Origin of the sequence: Kitasatospora sp. GP30 (assembly GCF_029892145.1) — a bacterium.
Lineage (GTDB): Bacteria > Actinomycetota > Actinomycetes > Streptomycetales > Streptomycetaceae > Kitasatospora > Kitasatospora acidiphila.
This window is the reverse complement of sequence record NZ_JARZAH010000017.1, coordinates 1-20255: the sequence shown is the minus strand read 5'-3', so window position 1 is coordinate 20255 and position 20255 is coordinate 1. Positions and strand designations below refer to the sequence as shown.

The following is a 20255-nucleotide window of genomic DNA, read 5'->3' as shown; positions in this document are numbered from 1 at the left end:
GCCTTCTGACGTGTGTTCCAACTGGTCATTCGTAACTTCGGTGAACCCAGGGGGTGCTGGGTACGGCCTTCACCGTCAGCCGCGGTCGGAGCCGGAGATCTCCAGCGCGCTCTCGGGGACGGCGAGTCCGAGGTCGCGATGGATGACGGAGGACAGCCGGCGGGCCATGGCCCCGGGGTCGGGTGCCTCGAACACGTTGCGCCCCATGGCCACACCCGCCGCGCCGCCGCGCAGCGCGTCCTCGACGAAGCTCACCACCGAGCCGCTGTCCTCGCGCCGGGGGCCGCCGACGACGATCACGGGGACCGGGCAGGCCCGGGCGACGTCGGCCATGTCCGCGACCGAGCCGACGTAAGGAGCCTTGACGAGGTCCGCGCCCAACTCGGCTGCCAGCCGGGCGGCGTGTGCCACCAGGGCCGGATCCTGCGGGTTGCCGATCTTCGGCCCGCGCGGATACATCATCGCCATCAGCGGCAGGTTCCAGCGATCGCAGGCCTCGGCCACCCGGGCCAGGTCCGAGACCTGCTCGCGTTCCTGCGCCGAGCCCATGTTCACGTGCACGCTCACCGCGTCCGCCCCCAGCCGCAGCGCCTCCTCCACGGTCGCGACCAGGTACTTGGCATCGGGGTCGGGGGCGTGCTGGGTGCTGGCGCTCAGATGGACGATCAGCGAGGTCCGGGTGAACCACTGCGGGTCGACGTGGCCGAGCACCCCCTTGTGGATCACCACGGCGTCAACGCCGTTGGTGGCCAGCCGCCCCACCAGCAGGTCGAGGCTGCCCCCCGACGCGATGGGGCCGTCCGTCACGGAGTGGTCGAGCGGGACGACGAGCAGCCGTTCCTCGTCATGGTGGTGCAGCCGCTGGAGGCGCAGCTGCCGGGCGAACGAGTGGTGTGAGGGCACTACTGCTCCTTCTCGCCGGTCGGGTTCGAGTGGGAACAGCCTGCCGGTGCACACATATCACCTGCGTTTCAGCCGGGGGGATACCTCGGTGATACCGGGCCCTTCTTAACGTGTTGCCCCACGAAGGCGGAAGGAAGCACACGTGAACTTCGAGCAGGAATCCCCTGTCGAGAGCGCCGTCATGCGCAGGCTCGCCACGAACTGGCACCGGCGGGCCGTCGTGAAGAAGCCGGAACCGGAGCTGAACGATCTGTTCGAGAAGGACCGGCCCGACTTCCCGCTGTTCATGACGCCCCTCCACGGCCATCCGGTCCTGGACGCCCTGGAGGACGAGACGATCCAGAAGATGCTCTTCTTCGCCGGCTTGGCCTTCCACAAGTTCACCATCGAGATCGAGAGCGAGATCGTGGCCCCGGCCTTCGCGGGTGTCCTGAGTGGACGGTTCCCGGTCGTCGGCGGCCGGCAGGCCCAGACCGCGATCGTCCAGGCGACAGTGGACGAGCAGTACCACTCGCTCCTGCACCTGAACGCTGCCCGGGTGATGCAGGACAACCGCCGCCCCTGGACCTTGGACTCCCGCGCGCTCCCGCTGTCCGACTTCGTCGCCCGGCATCACGTGCTCAGGACGCAGGCGGACCACGAGTGGCAGCGGGACCTGATCCAACTCGCCTTCTCCACCGTGGTCGAGGTGGCCATCGGCGGATATCTGGAGCTGGCCGCCAAGGACAAGGACATCCAACCGGTCAACAGCGCGACGGCGGCCATCCACTGGCGCGATGAGGAGTGCCACGGCTCCATCGCGGCCGAGTTCGCGACGGGAGTCTTCGAGAGCCTCGATGCTGACCGGCAGCGGTACTTCATGGCGATGATGGTGGAGGCGGCCCGCCAGTTCTCCGAGAAGGACTTCACCCTCTGGCACGCTATCGCCGACCTGGTCGACGCCCCCCGGGCACATGACGCCCTCAAGGAGGCCTACGAGCAACCGGGTTCGAGGATCCTGCGCCGCGACTACCGGCCGCTGGCCAAGCTGTGGGCCGGTATGGACGAGTCCAGCCCACTGGACCTCGGCTGGGCGGTGGAGAGCCTCGCGGGGGCCGGCACCGAGCGTCCCTGAGCCCCCTCTGTTCGCCGGGGCCCCTCCCCCACCACCGCCCTAGCAGGATCTGGAGCGCCAGCCGTGACCAGTGCCGACCCGGGTCCTCGGGAACTCGAAGAACGCGCTGCCGCGCTGTACGTCCCGGTCCGGACCGGTCGAGTCGGCTGCGCACTCCGGTTCTTCCGGCAGCGCGACGGTCGCCGCTGCGCCGTCGCCTTCAGCTCCGCCGAACGACTGACCGAACTGCTCGGTCCGACCCAGCAGTTCGTGCGGCTCTCCGAGTCCGCGCTGCGGGCCTTGGCGGAGCCGCTCGGCGCCGCCCTGGTCGTGGACCCGCGACTGATCTCCCAGCCGGTCGCCGCCGCACCCCCCGTCCCAACCCCCGCCCACCCGGACCCCGTTCCCTCTCAGCGGTGAATGTTCGCACCCGTCTCCGACGCACACGCGGGATAGCGGTCCTGCAGGCGCCGCGTCCGTTGACCGTCCAGGACCGGGCCCGCACAGAGCAGGCGCTCCTACTGCGGGACCGCCCCGACGACCTGGCCACCCCTGTGGCTGGCGATCACCGGCCGACCTCCCGGGCGCGGAAGTCCTCGATGCTTTCCCGGCGGATCAGCAGGCGTATCCGCGCGTCGCGGACGGCGGCGACCGCCGGACGGCCGACCAGGTTGTAGCCGGAGGCCATGGAGAGTTGGTACGCGCCGGCCGCGGGGATGGCCAGCAGGTCGCCAGGCCGCAGGTCGGCGGGGAGCTCGGCGTCATGGACCAGAACGTCGCCTGCCTCGCAGTGCCGGCCGACCACGTCGAAGACGGCGGCCGGGGCGTGGGAGGCGCGGCCGACCATCCCGACGGTGTACGCGGAGCCGTAGAGCGCGGGCCTCGGGTTGTCGCTCATTCCGCCGTCGACGGCCGCGAAGGCCCGCCCGTCGGCAGTGTGCTTCACCGACAGGACCCGGTACACCGCGACCCCGGCGGGTGCGGCGATCGCCCGCCCGGGCTCGACCAGCAGGCGGGGCACGGCGAGATCGTGCTCCGCGCAGCGGGTGGCGAGGTGCCGGGTGACCTCGGTGGCGAAGCGAATCGGGTCCAGCTCCTGGTCTTCGGGGAGGTAGCGGACGCCGTGGCCGCCGCCGAGGTCCAGTGCGGGGACTTCGATACCGTGCCGGTCCCGGATGTCCGCCAGGAGCTCGACCAGACGGTCGAGGGCGGTCAGATAGGGCCCGGTGTCGGTGATCTGGGAACCGAGGTGGCAGTGCAGGCCGACGAGTTGCAGGCTGCGCTGGGAGAGGATGCGGTCGATCGCCTCGGCCGCGTCGCCTCCGGTGATCCGGAAGCCGAACTTCTGCCCGTCGATGCCGGTGCGGACCGCGCTGTGGTGCCCGGCTGCGACGCCGGGCAGGACGCGGACCAGCACGCGCTGCGGAGTGTCGGCGATGGCGAGGGCGGCCAGCCGGGGAATCTCGGAGAGGCTGTCGATGACGATCCGGCCGACCCGCAGCCGCTGGGCGAGGCGAAGTTCCTCGGGGCTCTTGGCGTTGCCGTGCAGCAGGATGCGGTGCGGTGGGAAGCCTGCGGCGGTGGCGAGCCGGAGCTCGCCGGCCGAGCAGACGTCAAGTCCGAGCCCCTCCTCGGCGATCCAGTCGAGCATGGCACTGCACAGGAAGGCCTTGGCGGCGTAGAACACCTCGGCCTTCGGCAGGGCCCGCCGGTAGGCCTGGGCGCGGGCCCGGACCTCGGCCTCGTCCAGGACGTACAGCGGGGTGCCGAAGCGGTCGGCGGCCTCCGCCAGGCCGACCCCGCCCACCAGGAGTTCGCCGCCCGTCCCGAGCCGTGCGGAGGCGGGCCAGGGGCTGCCGAGCGGCCGGTCCACGACCGGGCGGCCGGTCTGCCGGGGTCCGGCATACGGCTGTCCATTGGGCGGAAGAGCAGACAAGGTGGTCATGACACGGTGCTCCTGATCGGTACGGATGGAGACCGGCGGGCGAGCGCACAGGCTCGGGTGCCGCCGTCGGCGCGTTGGGCCCAGCGAGGCGAGGTCCGGCTCGTCGACCCGACGGGGAAGATGATTCGGCGTCACCACTGGGGCTCAAGCCGGCGCTCGGGTTCGGCGGCGGCCGGAACGGGGTCGCCCACGGCCGGGGGCGCGACGAGTCCAGGGTCAAGGATCAGACTGCGGATACCGAGGGGCTCGGTGAGCTCGCGCAGCGCGGGCTCGGTCAGCTCGGCCGACTTCTGGCCGGGCCCGAGCAGTGCGCGTAGGGCCTCGACGCTGCTGAAGGCGACGGCGCAGCGGCTGCCGTCGCGTTGCCGGAACAGTCGCAGCACCTGCGCGCCGCCCACGGGCGTGCGGACCGGCACGAAGCGAAGCGGGCGTTCGTCGGGCTCGTCGAGTGCGGTGTCTTCGGTGGTCATCACACGTTCCTCAAGGGCAGGAGAATGATTCTGCGGATCGCCGGTTCCGGGCGGGTACTGTCGCGTCCGACCGCTGACCGGTCGTCAGCCCTCGTGGTGCATCGCGAAACGGCAGTGCGCGGCAGACGTGCGGCTGTGTTGCTTCTGGGGGAGCCGAGGCTCGCGTTCGTCAGGGTCGACGGAGACGACCTGGTAGTCGTTCAAGGCGTGTCGCTTCCTTCCAGTCGCGGTGCGGGCCTCCCGCAGGCCCTGCCCGCAGCTCCAGTGCAGTGCTTCCGCGCGCCGATGGCACCAGGCCTTGACGCATGGACTACACGCAACGGGCCTGCCCTGACGGGATCTTGACAGTGGCAGAGCCGAACGGGTGACGGACACGCTGCCCGGGAGCACCGCAGGCGTGTGATGGAACCGCGCACCGTGTCCCGCAGAGTGGGCGCCGGAATGCTCGAACCCAAGCAGCTCCGGCTCGCCCTGCCCGAGGCGCTGCGCAAGCCCTGGGGGGATGTTCTGGCCGATGAGGGCCGAGCCGACGGTCTCCCCTGCCGGATGATGAACGATCCCCCGGCCTCCTGCGCGGGAACGCCTGGCCGGCGACCACCACCCCGCGGCACGCACACGAAGGCCGCTCTCACCTCATTGCTGGAAACGGCCTCTGCCCTGCGGAAGCCCGCTGGTCCGGGCGACAGGATTTGAACCTGCGACACCTTGACCCCCAGGGGCACGGCCGACGGGCCCCTCCGCCACCTCCTCGCCTGGTCCGTCGCCGACCGGGCGCCCGCGGCTTCGGCGGGGGGACTCGTGAGTGACCATGTGGACGTCGATGTCGCCGGAGAGGTCGATGGTGGTCTCGCCGATGCCGTGGCCGGTGAGGAAGCGGTTGAATCTCCCGCGGCGGCTGGTGCCGAGCACGAGCTGGGTGGCGTTGTGGGCGCGCGCGAAGTCGAGCAGGGCTGCGGGAATGTCGTCGCCGATGATCCAGTGGAAGGTGCCGCCGAGGCTCTCGACCAGCCGTCGCTGCGCCACGAAGGCGTCCGGAGCCGCGTGAGTGAGGCCATCGCTGTGTGCGACGTGGACCGCCAGCAGGTCCCCGCCCCTGGCCCGGTCAACGATTCGGGCGGCTCGGCGGATCAGGTTCTCGTCCGCGGGCCCGCCGGTGAGGGCGGCCACCACCCGCTCCCTGGTCTCCCAGAGATCGCCGATTCCGTGCTCCGCGCGATAGCCGTGCAGCCGCTCGTCGACCCGTCCGGCCAGCCACAGCAGGGCAAGCTGGCGGAGCGCGGTGAGGTTGCCGAGCCGGAAGTAGTTGGCCAGTGCGGCGTCCGCTCGCTCGCGCGAGTAGATGTTGCCGTGCACCATGCGGCGTTGCAGGCCTTCCGGTGGCATGTCGACCAGCTCGATCTGGTCGGCCCCGCGGACCACCTCGTCCGGGACGGTCTCCCGTTGCGGCACTCCGGTGATCTTCTCGACCACGTCGTTGAGCGACTCCAGGTGCTGGATGTTGACGGTACTGATCACCTCGATCCCCGCGTTCAGCAGTTCCTCGATGTCCTGCCAGCGCTTGGTGTTCCGCCCTCCGGGGATGTTGGTGTGGGCGAGCTCGTCGACCAGGGCCAGCTGCGGCCTGCGGGCGAGGGTCGCTTCGACGTCGAATTCGGTGAACTCGGTTCCGCGGTAGGCGCGGTGGGTCGGTGAGACTGCTTCCAACCCGTCCACCATGGCCTCGGTGCGCTGCCGACCGTGGCATTCCACGAACCCGGCCACCACGTCGGTGCCACGGGACATGCGGCGCACGCCCTCGTCCAGCATCCGGTAGGTCTTGCCCACCCCGGGTGCGGCGCCGAGGTAGATCTTGTATCGGCCGCGGCCCGGACGGATCCCGGACGCGGGATGCGAGCCGGACTGCTCGGTCATCGAACGCCTCCTCCCGGCAGGCTCTGGTCAGCCGAGCCTGGCGAGGGCGAGGTTCAGGGTGACGACGTTCACCCGTGGCTCGCCGAGGAACCCCAGGATGCGACCCTGCACGTGGTCCCGGACCAGTTGTCGAACCGTGTTCGGGTCCAGTCGGCGCACCCTCGCCACCCGGTTGACCTGCTCATAAGCGTAGGCCGGAGAAATCTGCGGGTCGAGGCCGGAGCCGCTGGCCGTGACTGCGTCGGGTGGGACCTGGCTGCCGGGCACGCCGTCGAAGGCGGCGATCGCCGCCCGGCGGTTCCTGATCGTCCCGGTCAGGCCGGTGTCGTTGGGTCCGAGGTTGGACGCCCCCGAGGCGGTCGGGTCGTAGCCGTTGGTGCCGGCGGCCGACGGGCGCGGCTGGAACCACTTCGGGTCCGGCCCAGCCTGGTTCGGGAGGTTGAAGGTCTGCCCGAGCAGGCTGGAGCCGACGACCTGCCCGTTCTGCCTCAGCTGCGAGCCGTTGGCCTGCCGGGAGAGGGCGACCTGGGAGAACCCGGTGATCAGCAGCGGGTAGGCCAGGCCGCACACCACGGTGAACACCAGCAGCAGGCGCAGACCGGTCAGGTGCACCCGGACCAGGGCCGTCAGGGATCGTGGCATGGGCGTGGCTTCCTTGCCGTCAGTGCAGTCCGGGTAGGAACTGCACGACCAGGTCGATGAGTTTGATGCCGACGAACGGCGAGACCAGCCCGCCCACGCCGTACATGCCCAGGTTGCGGGCGAGCAGCGCAGAGGCCGAGGACGGCGTGTAGCGCACGCCGCGCAGGGCGAGCGGGATGAGCCCCACGATGATCAGCGCGTTGAAGATGATCGCCGAGGTGATCGCCGAGGTCGGGCTGTGCAGACCCATGATGTTCAGGTGCTTCAGACCGGGGTACACGCTAGCGAACATCGCGGGGATGATCGCGAAGTACTTGGCGACGTCGTTGGCGATCGAGAAGGTGGTCAACGCGCCGCGGGTGATCAGCAGTTGCTTGCCGATCTCGACGATCTCGATCAGCTTGGTGGGGTTGGAGTCCAGGTCCACCATGTTCCCGGCCTCCTTGGCCGCCGTGGTTCCGGTGTTCATCGCGACGCCGACGTCGGCCTGGGCGAGGGCGGGAGCGTCGTTGGTGCCGTCACCGGTCATCGCGACCAGCTTGCCGCCGCCCTGTTCCTGCCGGATCAGGGCCATCTTGTCCTCGGGCGTGGCCTCGGCGAGGAAGTCGTCGACACCGGCCTCTCCCGCGATGGCCCGGGCGGTCAGGGGGTTGTCGCCGGTGATCATGACGGTCTTGATGCCCATCTTCCGTAGGTCCTCGAACCGCTCCCGGATGCCGTGCTTGACCACGTCCTTGAGGTGGATGACGCCCATGACCCGGGCCGGCTCACCGCTGTGCTGGACGGCCACCACGAGCGGCGTGCCGCCCGCGGCGGAGATGCCGTCGACCAGCGGCCCGACCTCCGGGCCCGGCAGGCCGCCGTTGTCCCGCACCCAGCCGGCGACCGCGCTGGCCGCACCCTTGCGGATCCGCCGGACACCGCTGTCCTCGCTCAAGTCGGCGCCGCTCATCCGGGTCTGAGCGGAGAACTCGATCCACTCGGCGCGCCCGATCTCGGCCTCGGTCCGGCCGCGCAATCCGTAGCGTTCCTTGGCCAGCACGACGATCGACCGGCCTTCGGGGGTCTCGTCGGCGAGGCTGGACAGCTGTGCCGCGTCGGCGAGTTGCTCCACCTCGACCCCTCCGACCGGGGTGAGCTCGGCTGCCTGCCGGTTGCCGAAGGTGATGGTGCCGGTCTTGTCCAGCAGCAGGGTGGAGACGTCGCCCGCCGCCTCTACGGCGCGGCCCGACATGGCCAGCACATTGCGCTGCACCAGGCGGTCCATGCCCGCGATGCCGATCGCGGAGAGCAGCGCGCCGATGGTGGTCGGGATCAGCGCCACCAGCAGGGCCACCAGGACCACGATGGTCTGCTCAGCGCCGGCGTACGAGGCCATCGGCTGGAGGGTGACCACAGCCAGCAGGAAGACGATGGTCAGTGAGGCGAGCAGGATGTTCAGCGCGATCTCGTTGGGCGTCTTCTGCCGGGCGGCGCCCTCGACCAAGGCGATCATCCGGTCGATGAAGGTCTCGCCGGGCTTGGAGGTGATCTTCACGACGATCCGGTCGGACAGCACCCTGGTCCCGCCCGTCACGGCCGAGCGGTCACCGCCGGACTCCCGGATGACCGGCGCGGACTCACCGGTGATCGCCGATTCGTCGACCGAGGCGGCGCCCTCGACCACGTCGCCGTCGCCCGGGATGCCCTGCCCGGCCTCCACGATCACATGGTCCCCGAGCCTGAGCTCGGCGGCCGGCACCGCTTCCTCGGCCACCTCCGTGGTACCGGGGCGCCACGGCCCGGTGATCCGCCGGGCGACGGCCTCGGTCCTGGTCCGGCGCAGGGTGTCAGCCTGGGCCTTGCCGCGCCCTTCCGCGACCGCCTCGGCCAGGTTGGCGAAGACCACCGTCAGCCAGAGCCACACGGTGATCAGCCAGGCGAACACGCTGGGGTGCCGGATGGCCGAGTACGTGGTGAGCAGCGAGCCGATCTCCACCACGAACATGACCGGGTGGTGGACCATCACCCGCGGGTCGAGTTTGCGCACCGCGTCGGGGAAGGCGACGACCAGCTGGCGCGGGTTCAGCAGCCCGCCGGAGACCCGGTGCGGCTCGGTCGGGTCGGTCGGGTCGGCCGGCTCGGGCACAACGGGGTCGGTCATCAGCTCAGCCCCTCCGCCAGCGGCCCCAGTGCCAGGGCCGGGAAGTAGGTGAGCCCGACCACGATCAGCACCACGCCCAAGAGCATCCCCACGAACAGCGGACGATGGGTCGGTAGCGTACCGGCGGTCACCGGGACCGGGGTCTGCCGTGCGAGTGACCCGGCCAGCGCCAGCACGAAGATCATCGGCAGCAGCCGGCCGAACAGCATGGCCAGACCCAGCGCCGTCAACCACCAGGTACTGGTGGCGGTCAACCCGGCGAAGGCGGAGCCGTTGTTGTTGGCTGACGATGTGAAGGCGTAGAGGACCTCGGAGAAACCGTGCGCACCGTTGTTGAGCATGGCGGCCCGTTCCGCCGGGAAGGTCATCGCCGTGCCGGTGCCGACGAGCACGACCGCCGGGGTGGTCAGGATGTAGAGGGAGGCGAACTTCATCTCCCGGCCGCCGAGCTTCTTTCCCAGGTACTCGGGGGTGCGGCCGACCATCAGTCCGGCGACGAAGACCGTCACGATGGCCAGGATCAGCATGCCGTACAGGCCGGAGCCGGTACCGCCGGGGGCGATCTCACCGAGCATCATGTCGACCAGCAGCACTCCACCGCCCAGCGCCGTGTACGAGTCGTGCGCGGAGTCGACCGCGCCGGTCGAGGTGAGGGTGGTCGAGCTCGCGAACAGGGTGGAGCCGGGGATCCCGAAGCGCACCTCCTTGCCCTCCATCGCGGCCCCGGCCGCCTGGAGCGCACTGCCGTGGTGCTGCCACTCGAAGAGTGTCAGCAGCCCGGCCGAGCCGATCCAGATCAGCGCCATCACGGCGACGATGGCGTAGCCCTGGCGCCGGTCGCCCACCATGGTGCCGAAGGTCCGGGGCAGCGAGAACGAGATCACCAGCAGCAGGTAGATCTCCAGCCAGTTGGTCAGCGGATTGGGATTCTCGAACGGATGCGCGGAGTTGGCGTTGTAGAAGCCGCCGCCGTTGGTGCCCAGTTCCTTGATGACCTCCTGGGAGGCCACCGGGCCGCCGGTGATGGTCTGCGGGCCGCCGCTCACCGTGGTGATCCCACTGAACGCGTGCAGGTTCTCGACCATGCCCGCCGCCACGAACACCACCGCGAAGACGACCGACACCGGGAGCAGCAGGCGCAGGGTCAGCCGGGTGACGTCCACCCAGAAGTTGCCCACCCGGTCCGTCCGGTCGCGGCTGAAGCCCCGGATCAGTGCCGCCGCGACGGCGATGCCCACGGCGGCGGACAGGAAGTTCTGCACTGCCAGGCCGGCCATCTGCACCAGGTAGCCCATGGTCGACTCGCCCGAGTACGACTGCCAGTTGGTGTTGGTGACGAAGGAGGCCGCGGTGTTCCACGCCAACGCGGGCCGGACGGCGGGGAAGCCGAGCGACAGCCACAGGTGGTTCTGCAGGCGCAGGAAGGCGTGCAGGAAGAGAACCGAGATGGCGGAGAAGGCGATGACACTGCGCAGGTACGCCGTCCACGACTGGTCGAAGTCCCCGTTCACCCCGATCAGCCGGTAGACCACGCGCTCGGCCCGCAGGTGCTTGCCGCTGGTCAGCACCCGCGCCAGGTAGTCCCCCAGCGGGCGATACGACAGGGCGAGCGCGCCGGCCAGGGCCAGCGCCTGCAGAGAGCCGGCGAGTGCGGCATCCACGTCAGAACCTCTCCGGGCGGATGAGCGCGAGGACCAGGTACACCACGACGATCGCCGAAACGATCAGCCCCAGGATGTTGTCGCCCGTCACAGCCGCTCCACACCCTTGGCGATCAGACCAAGGACGCCGAACACGAGGACCGTGACACCGATGAAGACCAAGTCCGTCATCGCACTCCATCCAGTAACCGAACGTAACAGCCGGTACACCAGATTCTCGGATAGCGGGTCCGCGCTCACCGCCTTTACCTAGTCCGTTCGAGCAGCCGTCAGGGTCGCCTCAAGGCTTCGTGCCGTCACTTGCCCGGCACGCCGGGCCTGTCTGCACCATCCGACAGGTGCGCCATGTACGGGCCCAGGGACCTCGTCACAAGATCGCGGGCTTCGGCGGCGCCCATCGCCCTGTGCACGTGGATCGGGACGACGGCGCGGGCCGGTGCGCCGACCCGCACGGGCTCGGTACACCGAAGGGTGCGCTACGGCTTGCTCCGTCGCCGGTGTCCGCGCAGGCCAGCCCAAGCGATCACGGCGAGGAGGCCCGCTGCGATGGCGATCGACCATGCGGCGTCGCGCGCCGGATGAATGTCGGCTGGACGCCTCGGAGCCACGGTGCCGCCCGGGTCGTACACCACGTGGACGGTGTCGCCAGGGTGCAACCGCTCGGTGGAGTCGAGTAGCCGCGGCCCCGGGACCGGGGTGCCGTCGGACCGCAGGAGTGTGGCTTGCCAGCGTTGACTGCGGTCGACCACGGTGTGCTCGACGGAGACCACCCTCGCGTCGGCGGTCCGCCCGTGCAGGGCCAGCGGCAGCTGGTCGGCCGCCGAGGCGCCGGCCAGCCAGCTGACAAAGGCAAGCAGCAGTGCGGCGAACCCCGTCTGGCAGCCCGCCTCCGTGCCGGCCAGCGCCAGCAGCCCGAACACCAGCAGCAGCGCGTAGCACGCTGCCAGGCCGGTCATCGCCCAGGCACTCACATAGACTTCGGCAACGACGAGCCCGAAGAGGCCGCCGAGCGCGAACACCGCCACCCCGGTGGCAGTCAGCACCGCTTGCCAGCCGCTTGCCCGCCTACGGTTGTGCCGTTCCAAGTCCCCAACCGGGAAGAGGCGTTGACGCGCAGCGTCACCCGCCGAGCCGTCGGCGACCGCTCCAGGGCCGGTCTCGGCGTTCTCGCTCATCCGAAGGCCTGCCGGATCCGGTCGATTCCCATGTCTCCGGTCGTGCCGGGCGGCGGCGGGCCGTCGGCTTGCGGCGGGTAGAAGGAGAGCCCGCTCAGCGCGTTGGCGAGCACGGGCAGCCACTCCTCCCAGTAGTCCAAGTCCCCGGTGCTGAAGACCACCGCCACCAGGTGCCGGCCGTCCGGGTGCGCGAGCAGTGCCTCCAGCTGACGAAGCGTCACCACGCTGTCCTCGGCGACCCCGAAGGTCGTCCCGGGCACCCGCACCATGTGGTCCTCGGTGGCCACCAGCACCCGTCCGCACGGCAGGCCGAGCACCCCCACCTCCGCGTGCGGCCGGGCCGCGGCGAGGCGAGGAGCGCCACGCTGCGCGAAGGTGAGCGGCTCGCCGGTGGCCGTGGCCCGCACGGAGAGCTGGAACAGTCCGTGGATCACGCGGCCGTCGCTCGCTCGGTAGAGGCAGCTCGCGGCGTACCTGAGTCCCTGTGCGAGCTGTGCCCGCAGTCCCGCCTCGGCGCTGAGCGTCGCACTGAGCTTCTGCTCCACCGGAACCTGCGGATAGAGCGCGTCAAGTCCCTCCAGAATCAGGGTGGTTCGGTTGCCCGGGTCGATGTCGAGTGGCAGTTCGGTGAAGCCGACGGGTGCCTCGAACCAGACCGCCGGCCCGACTGCGCCCCCTGTGAGCATGCTCTGATCGGTCACCGGGACCACCAGACACCGACGCCCACCAGGTCGCCGAGCGTCAGCAGGGTACCCACCGTGCCCTGGATCCGCTGCTGCTTGAGTCCCGTGACCGACCCCGAGCCACCGATCGCATTGCCGGCCCCTGTTGTGTAGTTGACCCCGGTGGCCAGACCCGGGCCCGGGTTGTCGACGAAAAGGGAGTAGGCGGTCGGCGCGGTCAGGGCGACTGTGGTAGTGGCCTGCACGCCGTCGGCGATGTCGATCGCCGTCGACTTCGACGCTCCCAGCTTCACCGCGGCCCATTCGGTCGGCTTGCTCAGCAGCGGTGACGACGGGTCGATCCCCTTCGCCGACGTATAGATCTCCTTGGTGCCGGCCTTGGCGCCGGCCTTGACGGCGGCGACGGTGCCCTCGGTGGCGCGCACGCCCTCCGCCGCCTTCGAGCCTGCCTGGAGGCCCTTGCCGGCCAGCCCGACCCCGGGAACGGCGCCGAGCAGGTCGCCGGCCAGTGTGAGGTCGTTGCCGATGTTGTTGGCGTTCGGTGGCCACAGTCCGCTCAGTCCGTACTGCCGGGCGTGCGCCGCCGCCGCGCCGGCGCTGAGCGCGATGGCGGCGATGGCCAGTGGCGGGAAGAAGATGGCTGCAACTCCGGTGAGGGCGGCGGCCACGGACAGCATGTCGGCCCCATGCTGGTTGAGCCAGTGCCCGACCTTCTGCCAGAAGCCGGGCTCCGGCGGGGCCTTGCTGTCGGCGGCCGCGCGGATCTGGCCGGCCGTGTGCCGCGCGTCCGTCTCGTGGGCGGCGGCCAGGTCGTGGCCCCGCGCGACGTAGTAGTCAACCGTTTCGGAAGCGCTCTGCACCTTGCCGGCAGCCGCATCGAGCTGCGCCTTGGCCGTGTTGTACCGGACTTGGGCGTTCTGCAGCGAGGCCTGGTCGGGGAACTGCTGACCGGCCAGCTGCAGGTCGGCCGAGGCGGCGGCGGTCCGGTGGTCGGTCTCGGCCTGCGCCAACGCCTGCCGAGCGGCCACCGCCTGGTCGTCCAGCACGACGGCCCGGGGCTGGTTCGCGGTCAGCGACTGATACCACTTGTCCAGCTCCTGGTACGCCTGAGTGATCGAGTCGGAGGCGTCCTGCAGGTAGCCGGGGAGCTTGCCCAGGTGGCCCGCGAACGCCTGGGCGGCGTCGCCGGTCCACTCACCCTGGCCTGCAGCGATCTGACTCAACGTGCCGTGCACGCTGACCAGATGAGCGGCCACGGTCCGCAGACTGGTACTGAGGCCGGTCACCACCGCCTGGTCACCCGGCGCCGGGTCGAAACCAAGGCCCGCCCAGGCCCGATGCCCCGTCATGTGGCGCTCCCCTGCAGCGAGTCGGCCACGGACTGCTCGGTACCCACGTAGTTCTGCTGTGCCTGGTCAAGGCCCTCGTGCAGCTCCTTGACGCACTCGCGGACCTTCTTCAAGCCGTACTCCCACTTGCCCTGGAAGTGGTGGCAGGAGCCGTCGAGGAAGTCGAAGCCGAGCCCGCCGGCGTCGGTTGCCCTGAGTACCTGCAACCCGTGTTCGAGCTCCTCGGCGCACCCCTGGAGGTCTTTCGAGAGCTTCGCGAGTGCCTCCGTATCCACCGTGAAGTCTGACATGTCCCCGTATACCGCCAGTTTCGTCGTGACCGGTAGCTTTGGGATACAACAGTAGACAGCCCGTCAGATGGCTTGCCTGGTAACGGAGTCAATGTCTCGTCAAAGAAGATCGCGAGAAGGGTTACCCCGCGCGAGCATGCCGAGCCGTGGCCCGCCCAGTAGTGGAGTCGGCGGCGAGGGCTGGTCCCGCCGGCGCAGCCGGTGCCAGCGTCAGACCCTCACCGGCCACGACAGGAGACGAGGCCGCAGCCCAAGAGCTGAGGCCTCGTCAGGCCGTTGCAGTACCGGAGCCAGTGGCGGCCGTCGATGGCGTCGATAGGCCGACGCCATCGAAGTCACACCAGGCCGCGGCGCTGAGTGCGCCACCACGCCTGCGAGCCGGTGCCCCACGGCCGCAACCGCCACAACGGCGACGACCAGCAGCAGGGCCACGTTGGTGTTCGCCAGGTGGTCGCGCAGCGGCAGCAACACGGCACTGAGGGCGAGCCGGAACCAGGGCCGCCCAGACCGGCGAGAGCGGGCCCGTTGTCGTGTACCGGCGCATCGTTGCACCTCCCGGTCTGCGGTGGGCAGGCCCGGCGTCGCGCGCAAGCGGCACAGCAGGATGTTAACGAATCCCTTGCGCCGGATCCGCCCCGTTGGCGGCGGACAGGCGGGCGGAGAGCGTGGCGAGGAGAGTCCGCGTCGTGGGCCTGCGCGGATCCGTCCTAGGCTGGAGAACAGGTTGTTCACACGGTCCTGGTCACGCTGGAGGCACCCCGAGCGCGGGATGAGCGAGCAGGTCCACTCGGGACCGATGTGGTGCAGGCCGACGGGAGGCGCACGGTGGCACGGCAGACGGTGCCCAGTTCCTCGACGGGGCTCCGCCTGGGACGGGCCAGGTTCAAGGTCTATCTCGGCGCGGCCCCCGGGGTCGGCAAGACCTTCCGCATGCTGGAGGAGGGGCTGCGGCGCAAGGCGCGCGGCACCGATGTGGTGGTCGGCCTGGTGGAGTGCCATGGCAGACAGCGGACCGGCGCCATGCTCGACGGGCTGGAGATCGTTCCGCGCACCCACCGCACCTACCGAGGGACGGAATTCACCGAGCTCGACATCGATGCGGTCCTCGCCCGCCGGCCTCAGGTCGCCCTCGTTGACGAGCTCGCCCACACCAACGTTCCCGGTGGACGCAATCCCAAGCGCTGGCAGGACATCGAGGAGCTGCTGGATGCGGGCATCGAGGTCATCACCACCGTCAACATCCAGCACCTGGAGTCGATGAACGACGTGGTTCAGAAGATCACCGGTGTGGTGCAGCACGAAACCGTCCCCGATGAGATGGTCCGCCGGGCCGAGCAGATCGAACTGGTGGACATGGCGCCCGAGGGGCTGCAGCGCCGGATGGTGCACGGCAACGTCTATTCACCGGAGAAGGTGGACGCCGCGCTGGCCAACTACTTCCGGCTCGGCAATCTGACGGCGCTGCGCCAGCTGGCGCTGCTCTGGCTGGCCGGACGGGTCGACGAGCGACTGCACGACTACCGTGCGCAGCACGGCATCCACAAGCTCTGGGAGACCCGGGAGCGGGTGGTGGTGGCGCTCACCGGCGGCCCCGAGGGCGGCACCCTGATCCGCCGCGCCGCCCGGATCGCCGCACGCACCGGCGGCGGTGACCTGTTGGCCGTGCACGTGGCGCCGGGTGACGGCCGGGCGGCGGGCGAGCCGTCCTCCACATTGGCGGCCCAGCGCTCGCTGGTGGAGGACCTGGGCGGGACCTTCCATCAGGTCACTGCTGACGATGTCCCCACCTCACTCCTGGCGTTCGCCCGCGAGCACGAAGCCACCCAACTCGTCCTGGGCACCAGCAGGCGCGGGCGGCTCAACCGCTTCCTGGCCGGCCCCGGGATCGGCGAGACCACGGTCGACCTCTCCGGCGACATCGACGTCCACATGGTGACCCATGAGGCAGCCCGCCGCGGTCACTGGCGTCACCGGTCCCGCAGGCCGCGGTGAGACCGGATGGCCCGGCACCCTTGCGCATCGTCTACAGCCGAGTACCGTCGGTGAGTGGTGTGCCGGGAAGTCTGGTCGGCGAGAAGGTCGCACATGCGCGCCCACCGCGGACGGGCAGGTGCCGACAGGACCTCAACCAGTGGAGGCGCCATGGGCGTCATCATCCCGATCCTGCTCTTCGTCTGCTTGGCCACCCTCGTGCTCGCCGCGCCCCGGCTCCCTGCACTACGAGAACAGCGCCGTACCAGGGCGATCGGCAACGTCCTGATCTCCTGTCACGGTTTCACGGCCCGGCCCTCGTTCACCGCCTCGCGCATTGCCCTTCCCGGCCCGCCGTTCCACTACGGGTCCGCGCAGCGCCTGACGGACCAGGTCGCCGGCACGCTGGAGGGGCTTCCGGTGACGTCGGCCGGCTACTCGTGCCGCTACAACGGATCGTCCCACTTCTACGGCATCGCCCTGGTCACCCTGCCGTTACCGGTCGACGCCGCCGAGGTGCGGCACGAGCCGGCCTTCCACTCCGTCCGGGTCGTGGAGCCGATCCCGGACAGCCGCGTCCAGACCGGCGTGGCGCGGTTCGACGCGGACTACGAGGCCTACGGTCGCGATGCGCACCACGGCCAGAGCACGCTGTCGGCTGCCGGGGTGGGTGAACTGCTCGCCGCCCCGGAGCCGTTCAGCTGGCGGGCCGACGGAACGCAGCTGCTGCTCTGGCGCTCCGGAGGCTGGTCATCCGCCGCATCACTCCTCGGCTGTGTCCGGGCCGCGTCCTCTGCCGTCACCTCAAGTCTGGGAAACGGCACAGGAATTCAGTTCGTTCGGCCAACCCGGTAGACCACCTCCTCGTGCAGGGGGGCGAAGCCGGCCGCTTCCGCCAGGGCGCGGCCGGGTTCGGACGAATCCTTGCCAGGGTCAGCGCGTGACCGCCACCTCCGGGCCGAGCAGAAGCTCCGCCCGCGTCGGCACCGATGCCGTGGCTCTTGCACCGCACCGTCCCGGCCCCGGCTCCGTTCCCATCCGCTTCGTCGTGTCAATGCTCCGACAAGCCTTGCTGGCACAGCGTCAGGATGTCGTCAGAGAAGGTCAGTTCGTCGACGTCGCACGGTTGGCTGAGCCGCATGTCCTCCCTCGCTCCCGACGAAGCTGCTGCCGCTGGTTCGGCGCCTCCGCTGCCGGCCCATCACCGCCACCGCGCGGGCGGTGCGCTCTTCGACGCGGGACAGCTGCTCACAGCGCTCCCCGAGGCACTGCGCAAGCTTCATCCGCGGCTGATGGTGCGCAATCCGGTGATGTTCGTGGTGGAGGTCGGCTCCGCGCTCACCACAGTCTGCGCCGTGCTCTCGCCGAGTCTGTTCGCCTGGCTGATCAGTGGCTGGCTCTGGCTCACGGTCATCTTCGCCAACCTGGCCGAGGCGGTCGCCGAGGGCCGGGGCAAGGCGCAAGCGGAGTCGTTGCGTCGCGCCAGGACCAGCACGACGGCGCGGCGGCTGCGCCACTGGCGGGTGGGCCTGACCAGGTTCGAGGAGGAGACGGTGCCCGCCGAACACCTCCAGCTGTACGACGTCGTCGTGGTGGAGGCCGACGAGACGATCCCTGGTGACGGGGACGTGGTCGACGGCATCGCGGCCGTGGACGAGTCGGCGATCACCGGCGAGTCGGCGCCGGTGATCCGCGAGGCAGGCGGTGACCGGTCCGCGGTGACCGGCGGCACCAGGGTGCTGTCCGACCGGATCGTCGTACGGATCACTTCCAAGCCCGGACTGACGTTCCTCGACCGGATGATCGCCCTGGTCGAGGGGACCGAGCGGAAGAAGACGCCGAACGAGATCGCGCTCAACCTGCTGCTGGCGTCGCTGACGATAGTGTTCATCCTCTGCGTGGTCAGCCTGCAGCCGATGGCAGTCTACGCGGGCGCCGAACAGTCCACCCCGGTTCTGGTGGCGCTCCTGGTGGCATTGATCCCGACCACCATCGGCGCGCTGCTCTCCGCGATCGGTATCGCGGGCATGGACCGCCTCGTCCAGCGCAACGTCGTCGCCATGTCCGGCCGGGCGGTCGAGGCCGCGGGCGACGTGGACACCCTGCTGCTCGACAAGACCGGCACCATCACGTTCGGCAACCGGCAGGCCGTCCGCTTCCTTCCCGCCCCGGGTATCCCGGATGTCCAACTGGTCGAGGGCGCCCAGCTGTCCAGCCTCGCGGACGAGACGCCCGAGGGCCGTTCCATCCTGGTCCTCGCCAAGCAGTACGGCCTGCGGCAGCGGGCCGAGGGCGGGCACAAGGAGTTCGTGCCGTTCAGCGCCCAGAGCAGGATGAGCGGCGTCGACCTCAACTGGCCCGGCGCGCCAACCGTCCACGTCCGCAAGGGCGCCTCGGCGGCCGTCTCCGCCTGGGTCTACGAGCGCGGGGGCCTGGTGCCGGGAGCGGTGCTGGAGGCCGTCGACATCATCGCGGCCAACGGCGGCACTCCGCTGCTGGTCGCCGTCCACGACCGCCACGGGGTAAGGGTCCTGGGCATCGTCCAACTCAAGGACGTGGTCAAGGACGGCATCCGCGAGCGCTTCGCCGAGCTGCGCCGGATGGGCATCCGCACGGTGATGGTCACCGGCGACAATCCGCTGACCGCTCGCGCGATCGCGCGGGAGGCCGGCGTGGACGACTTCCTTGCGGAAGCCACCCCCGAGGACAAACTCGACCTCATCCGGCGGGAGCAGGCCGAGGGCAAGCTCGTCGCGATGACCGGCGACGGCACCAACGACGCCCCGGCCCTCGCCCAGGCCGATGTCGGGGTGGCGATGAACACCGGCACCTCCGCTGCCAAGGAGGCCGGCAACATGGTGGACCTGGACTCCAACCCCACCAAGCTGATCGAGATCGTCCAGGTGGGCAAGCAACTCCTCATCACTCGCGGCGCGTTGACCACGTTCTCGATCGCCAACGACGTGTCCAAGTACTTCGCGATCATCCCGGCCATGTTCGGCCAGGCCTATCCGGGACTGCGCGACATCAACATCATGGCCCTGCACAGTCCGACCTCGGCGATCACTTCGGCGATCATCTTCAACGCACTGGTCATCATCGCGCTGATCCCCCTCGCCCTGCGCGGGGTGCGCTACAAGCCCTCCTCCGCGGCCGACCTGCTCGCCCGGAACTTGCGGGTCTTCGGCCTCGGTGGTCTCATCCTGCCGTTCATCGGCATCAAGCTGATCGACCTGCTGGTCGTCCAGTTCCTGTTCTGAACCGGCGCGTCAAGGACTCATCAGAGCATCTGGATCGAGCTTGTCCCGCCGCTGCCAGTGGATTTGAATGAACGACGTGAACCGGCCGGCACCTCGCCACGGCTGTCCGCCGCATCCGTGGATGCGCGCTTGCCGCGACGGTCACCAGCGCACTTCGGCAAGGCCGTACCTCCCTTCGGCAACAGACCGAGTGCTCGGCGCAGACGGGCGGCAGCAGCGGCCCGTCTGCGCTTCCCGAGAGGAACGCTCGCCGCACGTAGCGGGCGAACCACGGCCGCCAGCCCGGCTCCCGGCTTCCCGAACCCCGGCGCCGCGTGCCACCGGCGCCGGTTTCCGCACCACCGAAGCCCTGGGAATCCACCGGATCCCGGGGCTTCGGCCTGCCCGGGCACCGGGCTCCCCCACCCATTCGACACGCACTCCGGTTGACTCGCAAGGCAGCTGATGCCCCTTCAGACCACTGCTGTCAGCCTAGAACACATTCCGGCCAATCCCAGGTCTCGGATGCATGACGCGGATATAAGGGTCGCGTCAACGTTTCGGGACCCCCCGTATGGAGCGCGTCAGGAATCCCCATCGCGCCGGAAACAGCTGGTTTCCTGCTCCGGCCGGTCTTCCGCCGGTGCCGCCAGCCGCCTCCAGGGGAGCCAGCGGCCAACAAGTCCCTGAAGCAACTGGTGGAGCTCATGCTCGATCTCGTCTTCGTCGGCCTCACGGTCCTCGTGTTCGCCGTCCTCGCTCTGATCGCCAAGGGGGTGG

Annotated in this window: 17 protein-coding genes and 2 pseudogenes; 5 read left to right on the top strand and 14 right to left on the bottom strand. The window is 70.0% G+C overall.

The window, feature by feature from the left end; translation table 11 throughout:
- Window positions 1–75: 75 nt before the first annotated feature.
- Complete coding sequence (locus P3T35_RS23060) at window positions 76–903, bottom strand: 2-amino-3,7-dideoxy-D-threo-hept-6-ulosonate synthase (RefSeq protein WP_101378608.1); 828 nt, start codon at window positions 901–903, stop codon at window positions 76–78.
- A gap of 142 nt (window positions 904–1045) precedes the next feature.
- On the opposite strand from P3T35_RS23060, the gene P3T35_RS23055 reads away from it, so the two are divergent.
- Window positions 1046–2017: a diiron oxygenase gene (locus P3T35_RS23055; RefSeq protein ID WP_101378609.1), complete on the top strand. Its 972-nt coding sequence runs from the start codon at window positions 1046–1048 to the stop codon at window positions 2015–2017.
- Window positions 2018–2080: 63 nt separating this feature from the next.
- The gene (locus P3T35_RS23050) at window positions 2081–2416 is read left to right on the top strand and encodes an SAV_915 family protein (protein ID WP_101378610.1); all 336 of its coding nucleotides are present in this window, start codon (window positions 2081–2083) and stop codon (window positions 2414–2416) included.
- Between the two features lie 145 nt (window positions 2417–2561).
- On the opposite strand, the gene lysA is transcribed toward P3T35_RS23050, so the two are convergent.
- The 12 genes and pseudogenes from lysA to P3T35_RS22990 form a co-directional block, all read right to left on the bottom strand.
- On the bottom strand, window positions 2562–3941 hold the full coding sequence (gene lysA / locus P3T35_RS23045) for a diaminopimelate decarboxylase (protein ID WP_101378611.1): 1380 nt from the start codon (window positions 3939–3941) through the stop codon (window positions 2562–2564).
- Between the two features lie 131 nt (window positions 3942–4072).
- Window positions 4073–4411 carry an SAV_915 family protein gene (locus tag P3T35_RS23040; protein ID WP_180356278.1) on the bottom strand — a complete coding sequence of 113 codons (339 nt, stop codon included), beginning with the start codon at window positions 4409–4411 and terminating at the stop codon, window positions 4073–4075.
- Between the two features lie 795 nt (window positions 4412–5206).
- Window positions 5207–6322 (bottom strand): annotated as a pseudogene (locus tag P3T35_RS23035) (universal stress protein); the annotation flags it as partial.
- Window positions 6323–6349: 27 nt separating this feature from the next.
- Window positions 6350–6964 (bottom strand): potassium-transporting ATPase subunit KdpC, encoded by a 615-nt coding sequence (gene kdpC, locus P3T35_RS23030; RefSeq protein ID WP_101378613.1) that lies wholly within the window; start codon window positions 6962–6964, stop codon window positions 6350–6352.
- A 19-nt stretch (window positions 6965–6983) separates the two neighbouring features.
- Window positions 6984–9107: a potassium-transporting ATPase subunit KdpB gene (gene kdpB / locus P3T35_RS23025; RefSeq protein WP_101378614.1), complete on the bottom strand. Its 2124-nt coding sequence runs from the start codon at window positions 9105–9107 to the stop codon at window positions 6984–6986.
- The gene (gene kdpA, locus P3T35_RS23020; RefSeq protein WP_101378615.1) at window positions 9107–10768 is read right to left on the bottom strand and encodes a potassium-transporting ATPase subunit KdpA; all 1662 of its coding nucleotides are present in this window, start codon (window positions 10766–10768) and stop codon (window positions 9107–9109) included. The genes kdpB (P3T35_RS23025) and kdpA overlap by 1 nt, the downstream gene beginning before the upstream one ends.
- 1 nt (window position 10769) lies before the next feature.
- The gene (gene kdpF, locus P3T35_RS23015) at window positions 10770–10859 is read right to left on the bottom strand and encodes a K(+)-transporting ATPase subunit F (RefSeq protein WP_101378616.1); all 90 of its coding nucleotides are present in this window, start codon (window positions 10857–10859) and stop codon (window positions 10770–10772) included.
- Window positions 10856–11008 (bottom strand): hypothetical protein, encoded by a 153-nt coding sequence (locus P3T35_RS23010; RefSeq protein WP_180356279.1) that lies wholly within the window; start codon window positions 11006–11008, stop codon window positions 10856–10858. Before P3T35_RS23010 ends, kdpF begins: the two co-directional genes overlap by 4 nt.
- 236 nt (window positions 11009–11244) lie before the next feature.
- Complete coding sequence (locus P3T35_RS23005; protein ID WP_143676696.1) at window positions 11245–11943, bottom strand: hypothetical protein; 699 nt, start codon at window positions 11941–11943, stop codon at window positions 11245–11247.
- Window positions 11940–12644, bottom strand: a complete 705-nt coding sequence (locus P3T35_RS23000; RefSeq protein WP_143676697.1) for a hypothetical protein — start codon at window positions 12642–12644, stop codon at window positions 11940–11942. Before P3T35_RS23000 ends, P3T35_RS23005 begins: the two co-directional genes overlap by 4 nt.
- On the bottom strand, window positions 12641–13975 hold the full coding sequence (locus P3T35_RS22995) for a hypothetical protein (protein ID WP_101378619.1): 1335 nt from the start codon (window positions 13973–13975) through the stop codon (window positions 12641–12643). Before P3T35_RS22995 ends, P3T35_RS23000 begins: the two co-directional genes overlap by 4 nt.
- The gene (locus tag P3T35_RS22990) at window positions 13972–14265 is read right to left on the bottom strand and encodes a hypothetical protein (RefSeq protein WP_101378620.1); all 294 of its coding nucleotides are present in this window, start codon (window positions 14263–14265) and stop codon (window positions 13972–13974) included. The genes P3T35_RS22995 and P3T35_RS22990 overlap by 4 nt, the downstream gene beginning before the upstream one ends.
- A gap of 840 nt (window positions 14266–15105) precedes the next feature.
- Between P3T35_RS22990 and P3T35_RS22985 the strand changes: the two are divergent.
- The 3 genes and pseudogenes from P3T35_RS22985 to kdpB (P3T35_RS22975) all read left to right on the top strand — a co-directional run.
- Window positions 15106–16224 (top strand): annotated as a pseudogene (locus P3T35_RS22985) (universal stress protein); the annotation flags it as partial.
- A gap of 126 nt (window positions 16225–16350) precedes the next feature.
- On the top strand, window positions 16351–17091 hold the full coding sequence (locus P3T35_RS22980; RefSeq protein WP_143676698.1) for a hypothetical protein: 741 nt from the start codon (window positions 16351–16353) through the stop codon (window positions 17089–17091).
- Window positions 17092–17375: 284 nt separating this feature from the next.
- On the top strand, window positions 17376–19496 hold the full coding sequence (gene kdpB / locus P3T35_RS22975; protein WP_101378622.1) for a potassium-transporting ATPase subunit KdpB: 2121 nt from the start codon (window positions 17376–17378) through the stop codon (window positions 19494–19496).
- A gap of 563 nt (window positions 19497–20059) precedes the next feature.
- Here the strand turns inward: kdpB (P3T35_RS22975) and P3T35_RS22970 are convergent.
- Window positions 20060–20255: hypothetical protein (locus P3T35_RS22970; RefSeq protein ID WP_280707512.1), on the bottom strand; the 196-nt coding region annotated here is incomplete at its 5' end.